A 15902-nucleotide genomic window follows, 5' to 3' on the forward strand; every position below is an offset into this window, starting at 1 on the left:
GCGGACGCGCGGTCGCTCGAGGCGCGGCTCGCGCGGGCCCGTTGGCGCCGCCACGTCAGCGCGCGGCAGCCGCCTCGTCCGGTCCGAGGGGCTGGAAGTTCAGCTCCTCCCGGTCGAGCTCCTGCTCGACGCGCTGGAACGCAGCGTCGCCGATCGTGCCGTCCGCCCGCAGCGCGAGGATCCGGCTGCGCGCGGCGGCCGTCGCCTTGCGTACCAGGTCCGTCCCGACGTCGAGCCGCTGCCCCTCTTGCCCATCCGCGCCCACCGCCCCGCCGGCGTTGTCGGCTTCGGCGCGGCGGAGCAGCACCTCGTAGCGGCGGCGCAGCATGCTCGACATGTCGTCACCGGGCGCCTCTCCCGCCGCCGCGACCGACGCCCGCAGCGCCTCCACGCGAGCCAGGCGCAGCTCGCGCTCGATCTCGCCGTCATCCCGCAGCCGCAGCGCGCTCATCAGAGGCCGGAGCGTCAGCCCCTGAACGACGAGCGTGCCGAGCACGACCGAGAACGCCGTGAACAGGACCAGGTCGCGGTACGGGAACGCCGCCCCGCCGCCTCCTCCCGCGGGAAGCGCGAGCGCCGCGGCGAGCGTGACGATCCCGCGCATCCCGCACCACCCGACGACGGCCGCCGCGCGGGGCGACAGCCCGACGGCGTCGCGGCGCGGCTCCTCGCCCTCGGCAGCGGGACGGCACCGCCACCGGCTGACCGCGGCTGCGCCGGAGACCCAGACGATGCGCGCGAGGATGGTGGCGGCGCAGACTGCCGCCGCGACCACGACGTAGCGAGCCAGCGTGGCCGCGTCGATCCGGCCCAGGATCGCCTTGAGCTGGAACCCGACGAGGATGAACGCGAGCACGTTCAAGACGAAGACCGCGAACTCCCACACCGCGTACGACGGGACCCGGACCCGCGCGGGAACGGAACGCGACGCGGCCCGCGTGCTCGCCATCGCGAAGACGACGACGGTGAGGATGCCCGAGAGGTGGAGGCGCTCCGCGAGCATCCACACGGCGAACGTGCCGCAGAACTGGACGACGACCGCGATGGGCACGTCCTGGATCCGCGCGGTGAGCGGTACGATCACGCGCGACAGCACGTACCCGAGCACCACGCTGCCGGCGGTCACCACGACGAGCAGCGGGATGGCCTTCACCGGGGACACCGAGCCCGCGAGTGCGGCGCCGAGCGCGAGCCGGAAGACGAGGAGCGCGGTCGCGTCGTTGAAGAGGCTCTCGCCCTCGAGGATCACGAGGAGGCGGTGCGGCGGGCGGAGCTGCCCCAGGACCGCCATCGCGGCTGCCGCGTCGGGTGGAGCGACGATCGCGCCGAGCGCCACCGCGGCGGCCCACGGCATGTCCGGCACGACCGCCCGGGCCACCACCGCCACGAGGGCGACGGTCAAGGCGACGGCGCCCACGGCGAGCCCGGCAACGGACCGCCAGTTGGCGCGAAGATCGCGCGCGGACGAATCGAACGCGGCGTCGAGGAGCACCGGCGCGACGAAGAGCGTCAGCGCCAGATCGGGCTCGAGCACCAGCGTCGGAGTGCCGGGGACGAGCGCCAGGGCAGCGCCGGCGAGCGCCAGCATCGCGGGGTACGGCGTCCCCATGCGCCGCGACAAAGCGGTCAGGCCGGCGCCCGCGAGCAGCAAGGCGATGACGATCTCGAAGACGACCATGCCGTAGGGTTGTGCGGTGGCACACGCGTCCGCAATTCAGGCGCCCGCTCCGCACGGGTCGGGCCGACCGCGAGTCAGAGCCGCCCTTCTCGTGCTCGCCCGGCTGAGTAACGGGCTGCGGGATCGTTCGAGGCTGACGCTCCATCCCTCCCCTCCTCACGGTAAGCCGGTGGAGTCCTGCATTTCGTGAAGCTTTCCTGAACGGCCCATCCACTTCTCGCCCGTTTCGCGGGGCTCGGCGCGCGCGTAGGTTTCACGGCGTCGCCCGGCTCCGTGCAGGGCCGCAGCGCACCCCGAAGGGAGAAACAGTCCATGTTCCACGCCAAGGCCTACTCCGCGGCGAGCGCGACCGCGCCGCTCGCCCCTACCACCATCGCCCGTCGCGATCCGACCCCGCATGACGTTCAGCTCGAGATCCTGTTCTGCGGGATCTGCCACTCCGATCTCCACACCGTCCGGAACGAGTGGAGCAGCCTGATGTCCACGGTGTACCCGTGCGTTCCCGGCCACGAGATCGTCGGTCGCGTGACGAGGGTCGGTTCCGCCGTGACGAAGTTCGCGACCGGCGACCTCGCCGCCGTCGGCTGCCTCGTCGACTCGGATCGCACCTGCCCCGAGTGCCAGGCCGGGCTCGAGCAGTTCTGCCCCGGCCAGGTCCTCACCTACAACGCGCCGGACAAGCACCTCGGCGGCGTCACCTACGGTGGCTACTCGGACGGGATCGTCGTCGACGAGCGCTTCGTCCTGCGTGTCCCCTCGAACCTCGACCTCGCCGGCGTCGCGCCGCTGCTCTGCGCCGGCATCACGACCTGGTCGCCGCTGCGCCACTGGGGTGTCACGAAGGGAAAGAAGGTCGGCGTCGTCGGCATCGGCGGGCTCGGCCACATGGGCGTGAAGTTCGCCCGCGCGCTCGGCGCCCACGTCGTCGCCTTCACGACCTCGCCCAGCAAGAAGGAGGACGCGTTGCGCCTCGGCGCGCACGAGGCCGTCGTGTCGCGCAACGCCGACGAGATGCGGAAGCACGCGGCCAGCTTCGACTTCATCCTCGACACGGTCTCCGCCGAGCACGACCTCAACGCGTACGTCCAGCTCCTCCGGCGCGACGGCACCCTCACGCTCGTCGGCGCGCCGGAGAGGCCGTCCGCCCTCGCCGCCTTCGGGCTGATCCTGGGCCGCCGCAGCATCTCCGGCTCGCCCATCGGCGGCATCCCGGAGACGCAGGAGATGCTCGACTTCTGCGGCAAGCACGGCATCACCGCCGACGTCGAGGTGATCCCGGTGCAGAAGGTGAACGAGGCGTACGAGCGGATGCTGCGGTCGGACGTGAAGTACCGCTTCTCGATCGACATGGCTTCCCTGAAGGCGGCGTAGGCCGTCGAGGCCGGCGACATGAACCTGCTCGCAGCGATCGTCTCCCTCTCCGTCCTCGCTCCACCGCCCGCGCAGTACGGTCGGTGAGCCCGTCATGACGAAGCGTCCTTACGTGATCTGTCACATGGTCCCGTCCGTCGATGGACGGATCGTCACCGACGGCTGGCGCCTGCCGCATGGGCTCCTCGCGGAGTACGAGCGCACCGCCGCGTCGTTCCAGGCGGACGCCTGGATCATCGGCCGCATCTCGATGGAGCCCTACGCGGGGAAGGCGAGGCTGCCGGCGTCCACGCGCGGCGCCCGCCTCCCGCGGACGGACTTCGTCGCGCGCTCCGACGCCCCCTCGTACGCCGTCGCGATCGATCCCGGCGGGAAGCTGCGCTGGGAATCGGGCGCGATCGACGGGGAGCACGCCGTGACGGTGCTCACGGAGCAGGTCCCGGATCGCTACCTCGCGTTCCTGCGCGCGCGCGGCGTCTCCTACCTGTTCGGCGGAAAGAGCCGGATCGACGTTCCCACCGTGCTCCGCAAGCTGCGATCCCGGTTCGGAATTCGACGGCTGCTCCTCGAGGGCGGCGGAAAGATCAACGGCTCGTTCCTGGCAGCCGGCGTCATCGACGAGCTCAGCGTCCTCGTCGCTCCCGTCGCCGACGGCGGGGTCGGCACGCCGACGCTCTTCGACGCGCGTGAAGGGCCCGGGCCGGCGCGACACCTGAAGCTCGTGTCCGTCGAGCGTCGTCGCGGCGACCTGCTCTGGGTCCGGTACCGGATCCGGAGCTCGGGCCACAGGTGAATGCGCCCGAGACCACCTCCGCTGACGACCGCCCACGCTCACCGGCCCGTCTCGGCACCGCGCGGTTGCGCGGAGGCCTGCACGCTCGGAGTCCGTCCCGTCCGGGTCTCGCGCACCAATGATTCACTTGCTACATCAACGACACAGTTGAGCGCCTTGAAGAAACGTGAGAGTCCCCCCGCCCGGCCGGAGGCGCGCTGGATGCTGCTGATCCACCAGATCCCGCCGACACCAGCCTATCTGCGGGTCAAGATCGGCCGGCACCTGGCTCGCATCGGGGCGGTCGCGATCAAGAACTCGGTCTACGCCCTGCCCTACGACGACGAGTCGCAGGAGGACTTCCAGTGGGTCCTTCGCGAGGTCGTCAAGGGCGGCGGCGACGCGTCGATCGTCGAGGCCCGGTTCATCGAAGGCCTCTCCGACGAGCGGGTGATCGAGCGGTTCCAGTCGGAGCGCGAGGCCGACTTCCGCCACCTCGCGGAGCAGGCGCGCGCCATCGCGGCAGCTTTTCCGAAGCGAGGCGTCGTTCCCGAGGACCGCCGCGCCGAGCTCGCAAGGCAGGTTGCACGCCTCCGCCAGCGCGCGACCGAGCTCGCCGCGATCGACTTCTTCGGAGCACCCGGGCGCGAGGTCGTCGATGGCCTCCTGTCCGGAATGGAGGCACGCATGAGGTTCGTCGAAGGAACGGAGCCGGCGAAGGCGTCGCTGGCTCGTGAGCAGCACCAAGGCCGCACCTGGGTGACACGCACCGGGATCAAGGTGGACCGGATGGCGAGCGCATGGCTCATCCGGAAGTTCATCGATCCGGAGGCGCGCTTCAAGTTCGTCCCGGCGAAGGGGTATCGCCCGGAAGAGGGCGAGCTTCGCTTCGACATGTTCGAATCGGAGTTCACTCACGAGGGCGAGCTGTGCACGTTCGAGGTGCTCGTGCGGCGATTCGGCCTCACAGATCCCGCCCTCCGCGCGATCGCCGAGATCGTCCACGACATCGACGTGAAGGACGCGAAGTACGGCCGCGAGGAGGCGCCTGGCATCGGGCAGCTCGTCGCGGGCATCGCTGCCGCGCATGCCGACGACGAGCAGCGCCTCGCCCGCGGCACGGCGCTGTTCGACGACCTGTACGCCGTGCACAGCGGCGCCGCCAGGCACTGATCGCTCGACGCGCAGAAGGAGAACTCACCTTCTGGAGGTGGCGGCTGAACGTCGTCGTCGTCGTGGCGGCGGGGGGAGCGCTCGGCCTTCTCCGCGCCTTCGCTCCAGGCCTCTTCGGAGGAGCGCTCTCATGCGGGACGGATCCAGCCGGTCGTCACACGGCGGGCAGCACCATTCGAAAGACGCTCCCGTCTCCCTCGGTGCTCTCGACCTCGATCCGGCCGCCGTTCGCCGCGATGACCGACCGCGCGATGGCGAGGCCGAGCCCCATTCCGCCAGCTTGCCTCGCCCGGTCGGCGTCCACCCGGTAGAAGCGCTCGAAGATCCGCTCAAGGTGCGCCGGTGCGATCCCGGGACCGGTGTCTCTCACCTCGACGGCTGGCTCACCAGAAGGCAGGACCTCGACCACCACACGAATCGAGCCGCTCTGCGGCGTGTACTTGATCGCGTTGTCCAGGAGGTTCACGACTCCCTGCCGGACCAACGCCGGATCGCACCGCGCCTGAACCGCGGGAGGGGCGTCGACCGTCAGCTCCTGCCCCTTCTCCTCGGCGAGAACTCGGAGGTGCTCCGCAGCGCTCGTCGCGAGCGCGCCCAGATCCACCACCGCCTGCGCAGCCTGGATGCGTCCCGCGTCGGCGCGGGTCAGGAGGAGCAGGCCCTCGACGAGCCTCGTCAGCCGTTCGACTTCCTCCAGCATGCTGCCGATGACCTCGCGGTAGGCTGCCGGATCGCGCGCGCCCTGCAGCGCCACCTCCCCCACGCTCCGCATCGCGGTGAGCGGCGTCCGCAGCTCGTGCGAGGCGTCGGAGGTGAAGCGGCGGAGGCGCTCGAACGCGTCATGCAGCCGGGCCAGCGTGTCGTTGAACACGCCCGCCAGCTGGCCGAACTCGTCGCGAGGGTCTTCGACCGGCAGCCGTGCCTCGAGCGACTCGGCGGTGATGCGCCGAGCGTGCCTGGCCATGGCGCCGACTGGCGCCAGGACGCGGCCGGCGAGGAGGTACCCGCCTGCCAGCGCGCCGATCGCGGCGCAGGGGATGCCGAGCGCGAGAATGAGCGCGAGCCGGCCCAGAGCGCGGAGAGTGAGCGCCTCGTCGGTCGCGACCGCGATCCGGAGCTCGTGCCACGACCTCGTCTCGATCCGATAGGAGTGCCCTTGCGGCGAGGACCAGGTGGCCGGCACGGCCTCGGTCAGCGCCGCCCGGTCGAGCCCGATCCTCGTCCAGGCAGCCGTTCGATAAAGGACGCTTCCGGCGTTGGTGACCTCGAAGAGCTCGACACCGGCGCGGGTCTCGACCTCCGCGAGATCGTAGTCGGCCTCCCGATAGGTTCGCTCGATCGTCGCGACGTCGCGCGCCAGCCGGGCATCGAGATCGCGGAAGAGCTGGGCTCGGACGAGCGCGTAGACCGCTCCGGAGAAGGCGCAGACGATGAGGGTCAGCACGCCCGCGTGCCACAGCGCGAGACGTGCGCGGACGCTCTGCGGCCGGAGCGTCATCGCGGCTCCATGCCCAGCACGAAGCCGACGCCACGGATGGTGTGGACGAGCTTCCTCGGGAACGGATCGTCGACCTTCCGGCGCAGCCGCGCGATGGTCACGTCGATCACGTTGTCGAGCGGCGTCGCGCGCGCGGTCACCTTCCAGACGTCCCGCGCGAGCATCTCGCGGGAGACCACGCGCCCCTGGTGGCGGAGCAGGTACTCGAGGATCTCGAACTCCTTGGCCGTGAGCTCCAGCGCCCGCGAACCGCGCTCGACGGCTCGACTCACGGGGTCGAGCTCGAGGTCTTCGTGCCGGAGCTTCGACGCCGGATCGAGCCTGCCGCGGCGGAGCAGGGCCCGGATGCGAGCCAGCAGCTCGGGGAAGGCGAAGGGCTTCACGAGGTAGTCGTCCGCGCCGACGTCGAGGCCCAGGACCCGGTCCTCGACGGTGTCCTTGGCCGTGAGGATCAGCACCGGGGTCTGAAGACCGCGAGCCCGGAGCGCTGCGAGGATCTCGAGGCCGCCGCGCTGCGGGAGCATGAGATCGAGCAGGATGAGATCGAACGACTCGTTCGAGACGAGGAAGAACCCGTCCTCCCCGCTCGCCGCGACGCGCGTCTCGAAGCGCTCGGCGCCGAGCCCGTCGGCGAGCGCCCGCGCCACCTTCGTCTCGTCCTCGACGATCAGGACTCTCGGGGGAGCTTCGGCATGCACGATGGGAAGTATAGCGGCGCCATGGCAGACGAATCCTGACAGCGCTGTCAGGGAGTCTTCAGGAGCTCCGCGAGCGCGATTGCCCCATCCTTGGCTCTCGCGGAGCGGCTCGCTCCGACCGAGGAAAGGGAGATGTCCAATGCTTCGAACGATCGGTGTTGTTGCGCTGGCGTCCGTCGCGCTCGCAGGACCGGCGCTGGCGCAGGCCGCTGGGAAGACCTGGGACTTCCAGGGAGATGCCGTGGGCTCACCGCCCGCCGGCTTCTCCTTCGGCCGGACGGGCGAGGGCCGTTCCGGAAAGTGGGTCATTCAGCTCGACGCCTCCGCCCCCGCCGGCGATCACGTGCTGGCCCAGGTCGATGAGGACGGGACCGACTCCCGCTTCCCGGTGGCGGCCGCCGACGCACCCTTGCTCAGGGATCTTCGCGCCGAGGTCCGGTGCAAGCCGGTCGCGGGGAAGGTCGACCAGGCCTGCGGACTCGTCATCCGCTACCGCGACGCGGACAATTACTACCTGGCCCGGGCCAACGCGCTCGAGGACAACGTGAACCTGTACCGCGTGGTCGACGGGCGGCGCCGGCAGATCAAGGGCTGGAGCGGACGGGTCGTGTCCGGGGCCTGGCACACGCTGGCGGTCGAGGCGCGCGGCAACCGGCTCCAGGTCTCCTGGGAAGGGAAGCCGATCATCGACGCGACGGACGACACGTTCAAGGACGCCGGGAAGGTCGGTGTGTGGACGAAGGCCGACTCGGTCACGTCCTTCGATGCGCTGTCGGTGACCGGGCTTCCATAGCGCCTCTCGCTGCCGCTGATTCTCCGTCCCGCAGCTCAAACGACAGGAGCCTTATCGTGAAGACCCTCACCGCCGTCCTCGCCTCGCTCGTCCTCACGGGGTCCGCTGCCCGAGCGCAGGCACCCGCACCCACCGGTCCCGCATCCCCCGCGCCCGCTGCCCCTCCGACCGCACCCGCGGCCCCGGCCATCACGCCGTCCAGGGACTTCCCCAAGGGGACCGCGACGCCGTCCGCCGACTGCGGCGCCTGCCATCAGGCCATCTATCGTGAGTACGCCGAGGGGTTCGGGAGCGACATGCGATACCCCGGCGTCAGGCTGCGCGCGCAGGGTGACAAGGTCCTCGAGATGCCCGCCGGCACGTCGGTCGCGGCGAGTGCGCACGCCGTCTCGGGGACCGATCCGTGGCCCATCCACGCGCGAGAGGCCGAGGAGGAAGGCAAGAAGTGCAACGTCTGCCACTTCCCGCAGCCGTTCGCGATTCCGGAGCGCACCGCGCTCGAGATCGTGAAGCCGGCACCCCGCGCTGAGGCGCAGGGCGAGGGCATCACCTGCGCCTCCTGCCACCTGACCCCCGAAGGGAAGATCCGGGGGCCGCACAAGGTCGACGCGCCGCACGCGACCCTCGCCGACGAGCGCATGTCGAGCTCGGAGATGTGCGCGTTCTGCCATTCCATGGGCAAGCGCGTCCCGGGCAAGCAGACCCAGACCTATCTCGAGTGGCGTGACGACTTCGCCGCGCCGGGTCTCGGTCGCCAGCAGTGCCAGGACTGCCACATGCCGCGGACGCAGCGAAAGACCGCCGAGGGCGCGGACGTCCCGGTGCGCGCGGTCGCGCGCCACCTCTGGACCGGCGGTCACTCCGGCCAGCGGCTCGGCAGTGCCCTTTCGCTCGTCATGCTGCAGCCGCAGCAGGACCGCGCGAACGTGGAGCTCCACGTGATCAACGTCGGCGCTGGGCACTCCGTCCCCACCGGCTCGAACCGGCGTGCCATCTACCTCCAGACGCGGGTCCTCGATCGCAAGGGGAAGGTCCTCGCCACGCGCGAGTGGATGTTCGCGACCTGGTACGGCCCACGCCCCGACGACCGGTCCTTCCTGGAGGAGGACAAGAAGCGTCCCGACCACATCGCCGCGACCCAGGCGGACGAGCAGGGCCCGCACGAGGCGCCTGTCCGGGCCGGCGAGGAGCGGGTCCTGACCTGGCAGCCCGAGCTCCGCGACGGCAGCTACGTCCTCGAGGCGAACCTCGTGTACGACCTCAACCGTTACAACGACCGGACGTTCAAGGGAGACCAGCGGGAGATCTCGCGGTTCACCTTGCCGCTTCAGGTGAAGGCGGGCCACTGAGGAACGACGGTCGTGAGAACGACATCGTGGATTCGGCGCGCTCTCTTTCTCTCCTGGTTCGCGCTCGCAGCGGCATGGCCACTCACGGCGAGCGCGTACCGACCGTTCAACTCGACGGACGCCGCGGTGGCAGCGAAGGGTGAGATGGAGATCGAGTTCGGGCCTCTCGGGTACCTGGTGCGGGGGCCCGACAAGACGCTGGTCGCGCCGAGCCTCATCCTCAACTGGGGCTTCGCGGATCGCTGGGAGGCGGTGCTCGAAGGGCGCCATCTCGTGCACCTCGGAAGCGACCTCCAGGAGCCGCGCTTGCGCGTCGAAGACACCGCCTTCTCGCTGAAGGGGGTCCTGCGCGAAGGCAGCCTCCAGCAGAAAAATGGGCTGAGCGTCGCGACGGAGATCTCCGCCCTGCTCCCCACCGTCAACGGCGACCCCGGCGTCGGGGCAGAGGGCGCGCTCGTCGTGTCACAGCGCTGGCGTGATCTCACCGTCCACGTGAACGGCGCCGGCGTCTGGACCCGCGCGCACACCCCCGGCGTGTTCGGCGGCGTCATCCTCGAAGGTCACGCCGCCTGGCCCGTTCGCCCCGTCGCGGAAGCATTCGTGGAGTGGGAACGTGACGAACCGACGACGGTCTCCGGCCTCGTCGGATCGATCTGGCGCGTTTCGGACGGCCTCTCGCTCGATGCCGGCGTGCGACTCTCGCGCGCCGGCGGGATCGACATCACCGAGATCCGCGCCGGGCTGACCTGGGGTTTCAGCGTGGGGGTCCCGAGATGATTCAACGCCGATCGCTCTTCTGCCTCGCCCTCGCCTTGGCGGCCGCCGCCGGCTGCCGGAGCCGCTCGCGCGAGGTCGTCGTGTACCTGTCGATCGACCAGGTCTTCACGGAGCCCATCCTGCGCGACTTCGAGCGCCAGAGCGGCGTGAAGGTCCGGGCCGTCTTCGACACCGAGGAGACGAAGAGCACCGGGGTCCTCAACCGGATCATCGCCGAGGCGAGGAGCCCACAGGCCGACGTGTTCTGGTCGGGGGACCCCGTCCGACCGCAGCTGCTCGTGAAGCGGGGGCTCGCTCAGGCGTACGTCTCGCCGCAGGCCGCAGCGGTACCGCCGGCCTTCAAGGCGGCCGACGGGACCTGGACCGGTGGCGCCGCGAGGGCGCGCCTCCTCCTCGTGAACAAGACCCGCGTGAAGCCAGACGAGATGCCTCGATCGGTTCGTGACCTCGCGGACCCGAGGTGGAAGGGCCAGACGGCGATCGCGAACCCGCTCTTCGGCACGACCACCATGCACGTCGCCGCGCTCGCGGACGCGTGGGGCGATGACGCGCTGAAGGCCTTCCTCACGCGGCTCAAGGCGAACGGGTGCCGGATCGCGAGCTCGAACGGCGAGGTGAAGCGCCTCGTCGCCTCGGGCGAGGTGGCCTTCGGCCTCGCCGACACCGACGATGCGGCCGAGGCGCTCCACGACGGCGCGCCGATCGAGATCGTCTACCCCGATCAGGATGGGATGGGCACCCTGCTGATGCCTACCGCGGTGGTGTCGCTCGCGGGGCCACACGCCGAGGAGGCGCGGAGGCTCGTCGATTACCTCCTCTCCGTTCCCGCCGAGCAGAAGCTCGTCGACGCCGCCGCGCACATCCCGCTGCGCGCCGGCGTCGACCCTGCGCCGGGTGGAAAGCGTGCGAGCGAGCTCAAGACCATGCAGATCGACTACTCGAAGGTCGCCGAAACGATGGAGCGGCTCCAGCCATGGCTCCGGGAATGGGCTGGGCTATAGCGCTACGGCGCCGGGAGGAGCCCCTCCTCCTCATCGCGGCCGGGATCACCCTCGCCGCGCTGGCGCTCGCGCCAATCGTGTTCCTGGGCTGCGAGCTCGCGAAGGGCGACGCTCTCCGCCATGCGGCGCAAGCGCTCTCCGCGCCCCGGACCTGGGGCCTCTTCCTGTCATCCTTCGGGCTCGCATCCGGCGTGACCGTCCTCTCGCTCGCGGTGGGGCTGCCGCTGGGGTTGCTGCTCGGCCGCGCGGACGTCCCGCTCCGGCGCGTTGCGCTCTGGCTGCATGCGTTCCCGCTGTTCGTGCCGCCCTTCCTGCTCGCGCTGGGGTGGTTCCATCTGTTCGGCCGCGGCGGCCTCGTCGGATCGGACCTCGGCGCTCGCATCCTCTTTTCTGCGCCGGGGGACGTCCTCGTCCTCGCGCTCGCGCTCGCGCCAATCGCCACCTCGCTCGCCGCCGTCGCCCTGCAGGGCGTCGATCCGACGCTGGAGGAAGCGGCGCTCCTCGTCGCGGGACCCCGACGCGCCGCGACGTGGATCCTCCTCCCGCTCATCCGGCCCGCCGTCGCGCTCGCGGCGCTGATCGTCTTCTCGCTCGCGTTCTCCGAGCTCGGCGTCCCGATGTTCCTACGGGTGGCCGTCTACCCGGGAATGGTCTTCTCGCGGCTCGGAGGCGCCGACTACGCGCCCGGAGAGGCGTTCGCGCTGGCGCTGCCGCTCTTCGCGGTCGCCGTCGGGCTGCTCGTCTTCGAGCGACGCGTCGCCGGACGGCGATCCTTCGCGGTGCTGGGTGCGCGGAGCCGCGAGGTCCCCGAGCTGCATCTCGGCCGCTGGCGCCCCGCCGCGACCGTCTTCGTGGCCGCCGCGGCGCTGCTGCCACTCGCGCCCATCGCGGCGCTCGCCGCCCGGGCCGCCCGCGGCGGCGGCTTCGCGGAGCTGCCGCGGTGGATCGGGACGAGCGCGTGGAACAGCCTTCTCGATGCGCTGAACGCAGGGACGTTGGTCCTCGCGCTCGCCGTCGTGATCGGTCACGCCGCGGCGCGACGCCGCCGCTTCGGCGTGGGGCTCGACGCGCTCGCCGTGCTGGCGTTCGTGACGCCGGCTTCGGTGCTGGGCGTGGGCCTCATCGCCACCTGGAATCGCCCCTCCCTCCAGGCCGTCTACGGTACGAGCGCCATCGTCGCCCTGGCGTTCGCGGCGCGGTATGGCGCCGTGGGCCTCCGGACCGCGGCGGTGTCCTTTTCGCAGGGGTCGGAGCACTACGAGGAGGCGGCGGCGATCGCCGGCGCGCGCTTCTTTCGCCGCCTGGGCCGGATCCTCGTACCGCTCCACGGGCGCGGGCTCGCAGCGGCGTGGCTCCTCGCCGTCGTCTTCTGCCTGCGAGACCTCGAGACGGCGGTCCTGCTCTATCCGGCGGGCCAGGAGCCGCTGACGGTCCGGATCTTCACGCTCGAGGCCAACGGGCCGGAGTCGGTCGTGGCGGCGTTGTCGTGCGTCCACGTGGCGATGACGGCCGCGGTGCTCGTCGCAGGATCCGTTCTTCTCTTTCGGAGGAAGGCGTGAGCACGTCCATCGAGCTCGACGGCGTCGCCGTGCTTCGCCAGGGTCGAAAGGTTCTCGACGAGGTCTCGTTGCGGGTGCCGGCCGGCGCGATCCTCTCGGTCCTCGGCAGCTCGGGGTCGGGAAAGACCACTCTCCTGAGAGTCGTGGCGGGCTTCGTCCGTCCGCAGTCGGGCGTCGTGCGCATCGGGGACGCGCTGGTGAGCGAGCCAGGGCGGATCGTGATCGCGCCGGAGGAGAGGGAGATCGCGATGGTCTTCCAGGACCTCGCCCTCTGGCCCCACCTCACGGTCCACGGGAATCTCGCCTTCGGGCTCGCTGGAAGAAGCGTGACGCGCGCCGAGCGGGAGGACCGAATCGCCGCGATCCTCGCCCGCGTCGGCCTCGCCGCAAAGGAGCGTCGCCATCCCGGAGAGCTTTCAGGTGGCGAGCGCCAGCGCGTCGCCATCGCCCGGGCGCTCGTGCTCGACCCGCGCGCGGTCCTGCTCGACGAGCCGCTCTCGAACCTGGACGTCGGTCTCAAGCAAGAGCTGCTCGCGTTCTTTCGCGAGCTCCTCGGCGAACGCAAGGCCACCGCTCTTTACGTCACTCACGATCCGCGGGAGGCGCAGGCGCTCGGGGATCACACGGCGGTTCTCGACGAGGGGCGGATCGTGCACCTGGGCAGCCTGGACGGACTGCGCTCGCGGACGGACCTGCCATTCGCCAGGCAGATCCTGCAGGCGCTCGCGTAGACACAGCTCGGCACGCCCGAGCACCTCGAGCTGCGGCAGAGCCGGAGATCCCCGAAAGGATCATGCTCGCCGGTCCACCGCGACGCCATCGTGGTCGACCTGCACCTCGACACCCCGCAGCGGCTCCTCGACCGGCGCTTCGACCTCGGCGAGCCGCTCCGCGATTTCGGCCAGGTGAATCTCGAGACGCCCCGCCGCGGGAACGTCGGCGCCGTCTTCTTCGTGCTCTGGCACGCGCCGGAGCTACCGGAGTCCGGCGCACACGCCCGCGCGCTCGCCGACCACCGCCGGAACCTCCCCGACGACCTCGTCCGCGCCGTCGCCGCGAACGGCGGCGTCGTCGGCGTCAACTTCCACTCGGCCTTCCTGGACGCCGCACACGCCGCGCGCGTCGCCGCCGCCGAGAAGGCGCACGCGCCCGTGCTCGAGGCGCTCACCCGCTCGCTCGAGAACGCCGACCTCGTGACGAGGATGTGGTCGCCGTTCCTCCACCGCCGCACTGCTCGCGCGCGGTCACTCGCCCGACGACATCCGCAAGATCCTGGGCGGCAACTCCTGCGTGTGCTCCGCGACGTCGAGCGCGTCTCCCGCGAGCTGGGCGGGAGCGCGCGGTAGGCTCTCGAACAGCGGAGGCGGCACGCACGACGCGCTCGCTGCGAAAGCCGAGCTGGGGGAACGCGCCCATGACGGGCGCGTCCCGCAGCGACTCAGGCGAAGTTCAGGACGAGGACGAGGACGACCGCGAGGACCCCTCCGATTCCGACCGTGAGCTTCGTCCCGAGCGACCAGGTGCTCCAAGAGTTGTTGGCTGACATCTGACTCCTTCTCATCGGCGCAGTACCGCGGCCGTGTGGCCACGATGTGCTCTTTTCACGCGCAACGATAGCCGCGTCGCGAGATGGTGGCCCGATGGGGCGGATGCGAGCGGCCGGCTCGAGCCGTTTGCGGCTCGGATCGCGAAACCGCGCGCGCTCGCTCGAAGCCGAAGAGGAGCTCGGTCGCGCTCGCCTTCCGGCGCCGCCAGGTGCCTCGTCGATTCGAGAGTTCGCCTCGGTCATCCGAAGCATGAACCCCCATGCCTGGGATCGGCGCATCATGGCGGGCTCACTTAGCGTGCGCATACCGTCGTCGGGCTACTCGGCGAGCCGGAACCAGATCGCGCCGTTGAGGTAGCGCGGTGCGGCTCCCGGGTCCGGACACGGGTAGCGCACCCAGTCGCCGTACACGGCGAAGCTCGAGTACGTCGCGACTCCGATCGCGGCATGGTTCACGCCGTACACGACGACCATGTCGTCGTCGCCGAGCGTGAAGTCGGACGGCCCGCCGTCCTCCGCGGTCCTGAAGTACGGGGTGTCGGAGCTCTCGCCGAAAGTTGAGCGCCCCCGCCGGCTTCGCGGTGCGGTTCTCGAAGTCGTGCGCCGTGCCTCCGGGCGCGATCACGAGCGAACCCTTCGGCGCGTCGATCCACGCGCCGCCCACGAAGAAGCTCATCGTCCCCTCGATCACGAAGAAGACGTCGTCCTCCTCATGCTCGTGCGCGCCCGGACCGCGCGTGTATGGCTCGAGCCACCACTCCGAGATCGAGTACCGCCTGCGCGTCTCTTCGCCGTCCGCCTTGAAGACGGCGTGCACCGGGCCCATCGCGTACGCGCGGCCTGCGCCCGGAGGGAGACGGATGGGAGCGCGCTTCTTCTCGCGTGGCATGACCCAGTGGTGTTAGCGCGGTGCCACGTTGCGCGCTACGAGGGCGCTGCGTGCCCCACGCTGATGCTTCGCGGTCCTCGGCGACACGGAGCGCGGCTTCAACGTGGAAGTGGCATCGCTTCCCGACGGTCGTCGCATCGAGGGGCGCTGGACGATTCCTGGTGCAGGGGGCGGCAGCTACGACTAGCACCTCACACGGAGCGACTGCCCCTCGTCATCTGGCCGACATGGCCCCAACCCAATAGCGACCGTTGCGAGACGGAGGAGGAGCACATGGCCAAGAACACGATCGTTCTGTGGTACGACAAGGACGCCGAAGCCGCGGCCCGCTTCTACACCCAGACCTTCCCAGACAGCGCGATGGGTCGCGTCTTTCGCGCGCCCAGCGACTACCCCAGCGGCAAGAAGGGCGACGTGCTGACGGTCGAGTTCACCGTAGCCGGGGTGCATTGCATGGGCTTGAATGGTGGGCCCGAGTTCAAGCACAACGAAGCGTTCTCGTTCCAGATCGCGACCGACGACCAAGCAGAGACCGATCGCTACTGGAACGCGATCGTCGGCAATGGTGGCCAGGAGAGCGCGTGCGGGTGGTGCAAGGACAGGTGGGGCGTGTCCTGGCAGATCACGCCGCGGGTCTTGACCGAAGCGCTCGCGGCAGGGGGTGAGGAAGCGAGGCGCGCTTTCCAAGCGATGATGCCCATGAAGAAGATCGACGTCGCCACGATCGAGGCCGCGAGGCGTGGCTGACGCTTCGACTCTCCTCATCACGCGTCGGACCTGCTGAACGCCGAGGGTGGA

Annotated in this window: 15 protein-coding genes and 1 pseudogene; 11 read left to right on the forward strand and 5 right to left on the reverse strand. The window is 70.6% G+C overall.

The genetic code is table 11. The annotated features are described in order from the left end of the window. Positions 1-55 precede the first annotated feature (55 nt). Positions 56-1678, reverse strand: a complete 1623-nt coding sequence (locus MNZ29_RS01165) for a sodium:proton antiporter (protein WP_242352316.1) — start codon at positions 1676-1678, stop codon at positions 56-58. 312 nt (positions 1679-1990) lie between these two features. Here MNZ29_RS01165 and MNZ29_RS01170 point away from each other — a divergent pair, with 312 nt between their 5' ends. The 3 genes from MNZ29_RS01170 to MNZ29_RS01180 all read left to right on the forward strand — a co-directional run bounded on the left by MNZ29_RS01170 (position 1991) and on the right by MNZ29_RS01180 (position 4994). Beyond that, positions 1991-3049 carry an NAD(P)-dependent alcohol dehydrogenase gene (locus MNZ29_RS01170; RefSeq protein ID WP_242352318.1) on the forward strand — a complete coding sequence of 353 codons (1059 nt, stop codon included), beginning with the start codon at positions 1991-1993 and terminating at the stop codon, positions 3047-3049. Between the two features lie 94 nt (positions 3050-3143). Next, the gene (locus MNZ29_RS01175; protein WP_242352320.1) at positions 3144-3842 is read left to right on the forward strand and encodes a RibD family protein; all 699 of its coding nucleotides are present in this window, start codon (positions 3144-3146) and stop codon (positions 3840-3842) included. Then, positions 3843-4994 (forward strand): chromate resistance protein ChrB domain-containing protein, encoded by a 1152-nt coding sequence (locus MNZ29_RS01180; RefSeq protein ID WP_242352322.1) that lies wholly within the window; start codon positions 3843-3845, stop codon positions 4992-4994. Between the two features lie 154 nt (positions 4995-5148). Here the strand turns inward: MNZ29_RS01180 and MNZ29_RS01185 are convergent, their stop codons facing one another. Together MNZ29_RS01185 and MNZ29_RS01190 are read right to left on the reverse strand one after the other, a co-directional pair. Beyond that, a complete protein-coding gene (locus MNZ29_RS01185; RefSeq protein ID WP_242333033.1) occupies positions 5149-6492 on the reverse strand; it encodes a cell wall metabolism sensor histidine kinase WalK in 1344 nt (447 codons plus the stop codon). Continuing rightward, a complete protein-coding gene (locus MNZ29_RS01190; RefSeq protein ID WP_242333035.1) occupies positions 6489-7190 on the reverse strand; it encodes a response regulator in 702 nt (233 codons plus the stop codon). The genes MNZ29_RS01185 and MNZ29_RS01190 overlap by 4 nt, the downstream gene beginning before the upstream one ends. A 139-nt stretch (positions 7191-7329) precedes the next feature. Here MNZ29_RS01190 and MNZ29_RS01195 point away from each other — a divergent pair, with 139 nt between their 5' ends. The 7 genes from MNZ29_RS01195 to MNZ29_RS01225 all read left to right on the forward strand — a co-directional run bounded on the left by MNZ29_RS01195 (position 7330) and on the right by MNZ29_RS01225 (position 14015). Next, entirely contained in the window at positions 7330-7983 is a 654-nt protein-coding gene (locus tag MNZ29_RS01195) for a hypothetical protein (protein WP_242333037.1), read from the forward strand. A 56-nt stretch (positions 7984-8039) separates the two neighbouring features. Next, the gene (locus MNZ29_RS01200; RefSeq protein ID WP_242333039.1) at positions 8040-9332 is read left to right on the forward strand and encodes a NapC/NirT family cytochrome c; all 1293 of its coding nucleotides are present in this window, start codon (positions 8040-8042) and stop codon (positions 9330-9332) included. Between the two features lie 144 nt (positions 9333-9476). Continuing rightward, positions 9477-10109: a hypothetical protein gene (locus MNZ29_RS01205; protein WP_242333041.1), complete on the forward strand. Its 633-nt coding sequence runs from the start codon at positions 9477-9479 to the stop codon at positions 10107-10109. Continuing rightward, on the forward strand, positions 10106-11110 hold the full coding sequence (locus tag MNZ29_RS01210) for an ABC transporter substrate-binding protein (RefSeq protein ID WP_242352324.1): 1005 nt from the start codon (positions 10106-10108) through the stop codon (positions 11108-11110). The genes MNZ29_RS01205 and MNZ29_RS01210 overlap by 4 nt, the downstream gene beginning before the upstream one ends. After that, positions 11083-12669, forward strand: coding sequence for an iron ABC transporter permease (locus MNZ29_RS01215; protein WP_242352326.1), 1587 nt, complete (start codon positions 11083-11085; stop codon positions 12667-12669). Before MNZ29_RS01210 ends, MNZ29_RS01215 begins: the two co-directional genes overlap by 28 nt. After that, the gene (locus MNZ29_RS01220; RefSeq protein ID WP_242352328.1) at positions 12666-13400 is read left to right on the forward strand and encodes an ABC transporter ATP-binding protein; all 735 of its coding nucleotides are present in this window, start codon (positions 12666-12668) and stop codon (positions 13398-13400) included. The genes MNZ29_RS01215 and MNZ29_RS01220 overlap by 4 nt, the downstream gene beginning before the upstream one ends. A 90-nt stretch (positions 13401-13490) precedes the next feature. Then, a complete protein-coding gene (locus MNZ29_RS01225) occupies positions 13491-14015 on the forward strand; it encodes a membrane dipeptidase (protein WP_242333049.1) in 525 nt (174 codons plus the stop codon). Positions 14016-14533: 518 nt separating this feature from the next. Here MNZ29_RS01225 and MNZ29_RS01230 read toward each other — a convergent pair. Beyond that, entirely contained in the window at positions 14534-14689 is a 156-nt protein-coding gene (locus MNZ29_RS01230; protein ID WP_242333175.1) for a hypothetical protein, read from the reverse strand. 148 nt (positions 14690-14837) lie between these two features. Continuing rightward, positions 14838-15104: pseudogene (locus tag MNZ29_RS01235) on the reverse strand (cupin domain-containing protein); the annotation flags it as partial. A 273-nt stretch (positions 15105-15377) separates the two neighbouring features. Between MNZ29_RS01235 and MNZ29_RS01240 the strand changes: the two are divergent. Further along, complete coding sequence (locus MNZ29_RS01240) at positions 15378-15851, forward strand: VOC family protein (RefSeq protein WP_242333051.1); 474 nt, start codon at positions 15378-15380, stop codon at positions 15849-15851. Positions 15852-15902: the final 51 nt, after the last annotated feature.

This window comes from Anaeromyxobacter sp. SG64 (assembly GCF_022690745.1).
GTDB classification, from domain to species: Bacteria; Myxococcota; Myxococcia; order Myxococcales; family Anaeromyxobacteraceae; genus Anaeromyxobacter; species Anaeromyxobacter soli.

Coding starts and splice junctions, on each gene's coding strand:
- MNZ29_RS01165 (WP_242352316.1), bottom strand. CDS start 1,678: ATGGTCGTCTTCGAGATCGTCATCGCCTTGCTGCTCGCGGGCGCCGGC.
- MNZ29_RS01170 (WP_242352318.1), top strand. CDS start 1,991: ATGTTCCACGCCAAGGCCTACTCCGCGGCGAGCGCGACCGCGCCGCTC.
- MNZ29_RS01175 (WP_242352320.1), top strand. CDS start 3,144: ATGACGAAGCGTCCTTACGTGATCTGTCACATGGTCCCGTCCGTCGAT.
- MNZ29_RS01180 (WP_242352322.1), top strand. CDS start 3,843: ATGCGCCCGAGACCACCTCCGCTGACGACCGCCCACGCTCACCGGCCC.
- MNZ29_RS01185 (WP_242333033.1), bottom strand. CDS start 6,492: ATGACGCTCCGGCCGCAGAGCGTCCGCGCACGTCTCGCGCTGTGGCAC.
- MNZ29_RS01195 (WP_242333037.1), top strand. CDS start 7,330: ATGCTTCGAACGATCGGTGTTGTTGCGCTGGCGTCCGTCGCGCTCGCA.
- MNZ29_RS01205 (WP_242333041.1), top strand. CDS start 9,477: ATGGAGATCGAGTTCGGGCCTCTCGGGTACCTGGTGCGGGGGCCCGAC.
- MNZ29_RS01210 (WP_242352324.1), top strand. CDS start 10,106: ATGATTCAACGCCGATCGCTCTTCTGCCTCGCCCTCGCCTTGGCGGCC.
- MNZ29_RS01215 (WP_242352326.1), top strand. CDS start 11,083: ATGGCTCCGGGAATGGGCTGGGCTATAGCGCTACGGCGCCGGGAGGAG.
- MNZ29_RS01230 (WP_242333175.1), bottom strand. CDS start 14,689: ATGGTCGTCGTGTACGGCGTGAACCATGCCGCGATCGGAGTCGCGACG.
- MNZ29_RS01240 (WP_242333051.1), top strand. CDS start 15,378: ATGGCCAAGAACACGATCGTTCTGTGGTACGACAAGGACGCCGAAGCC.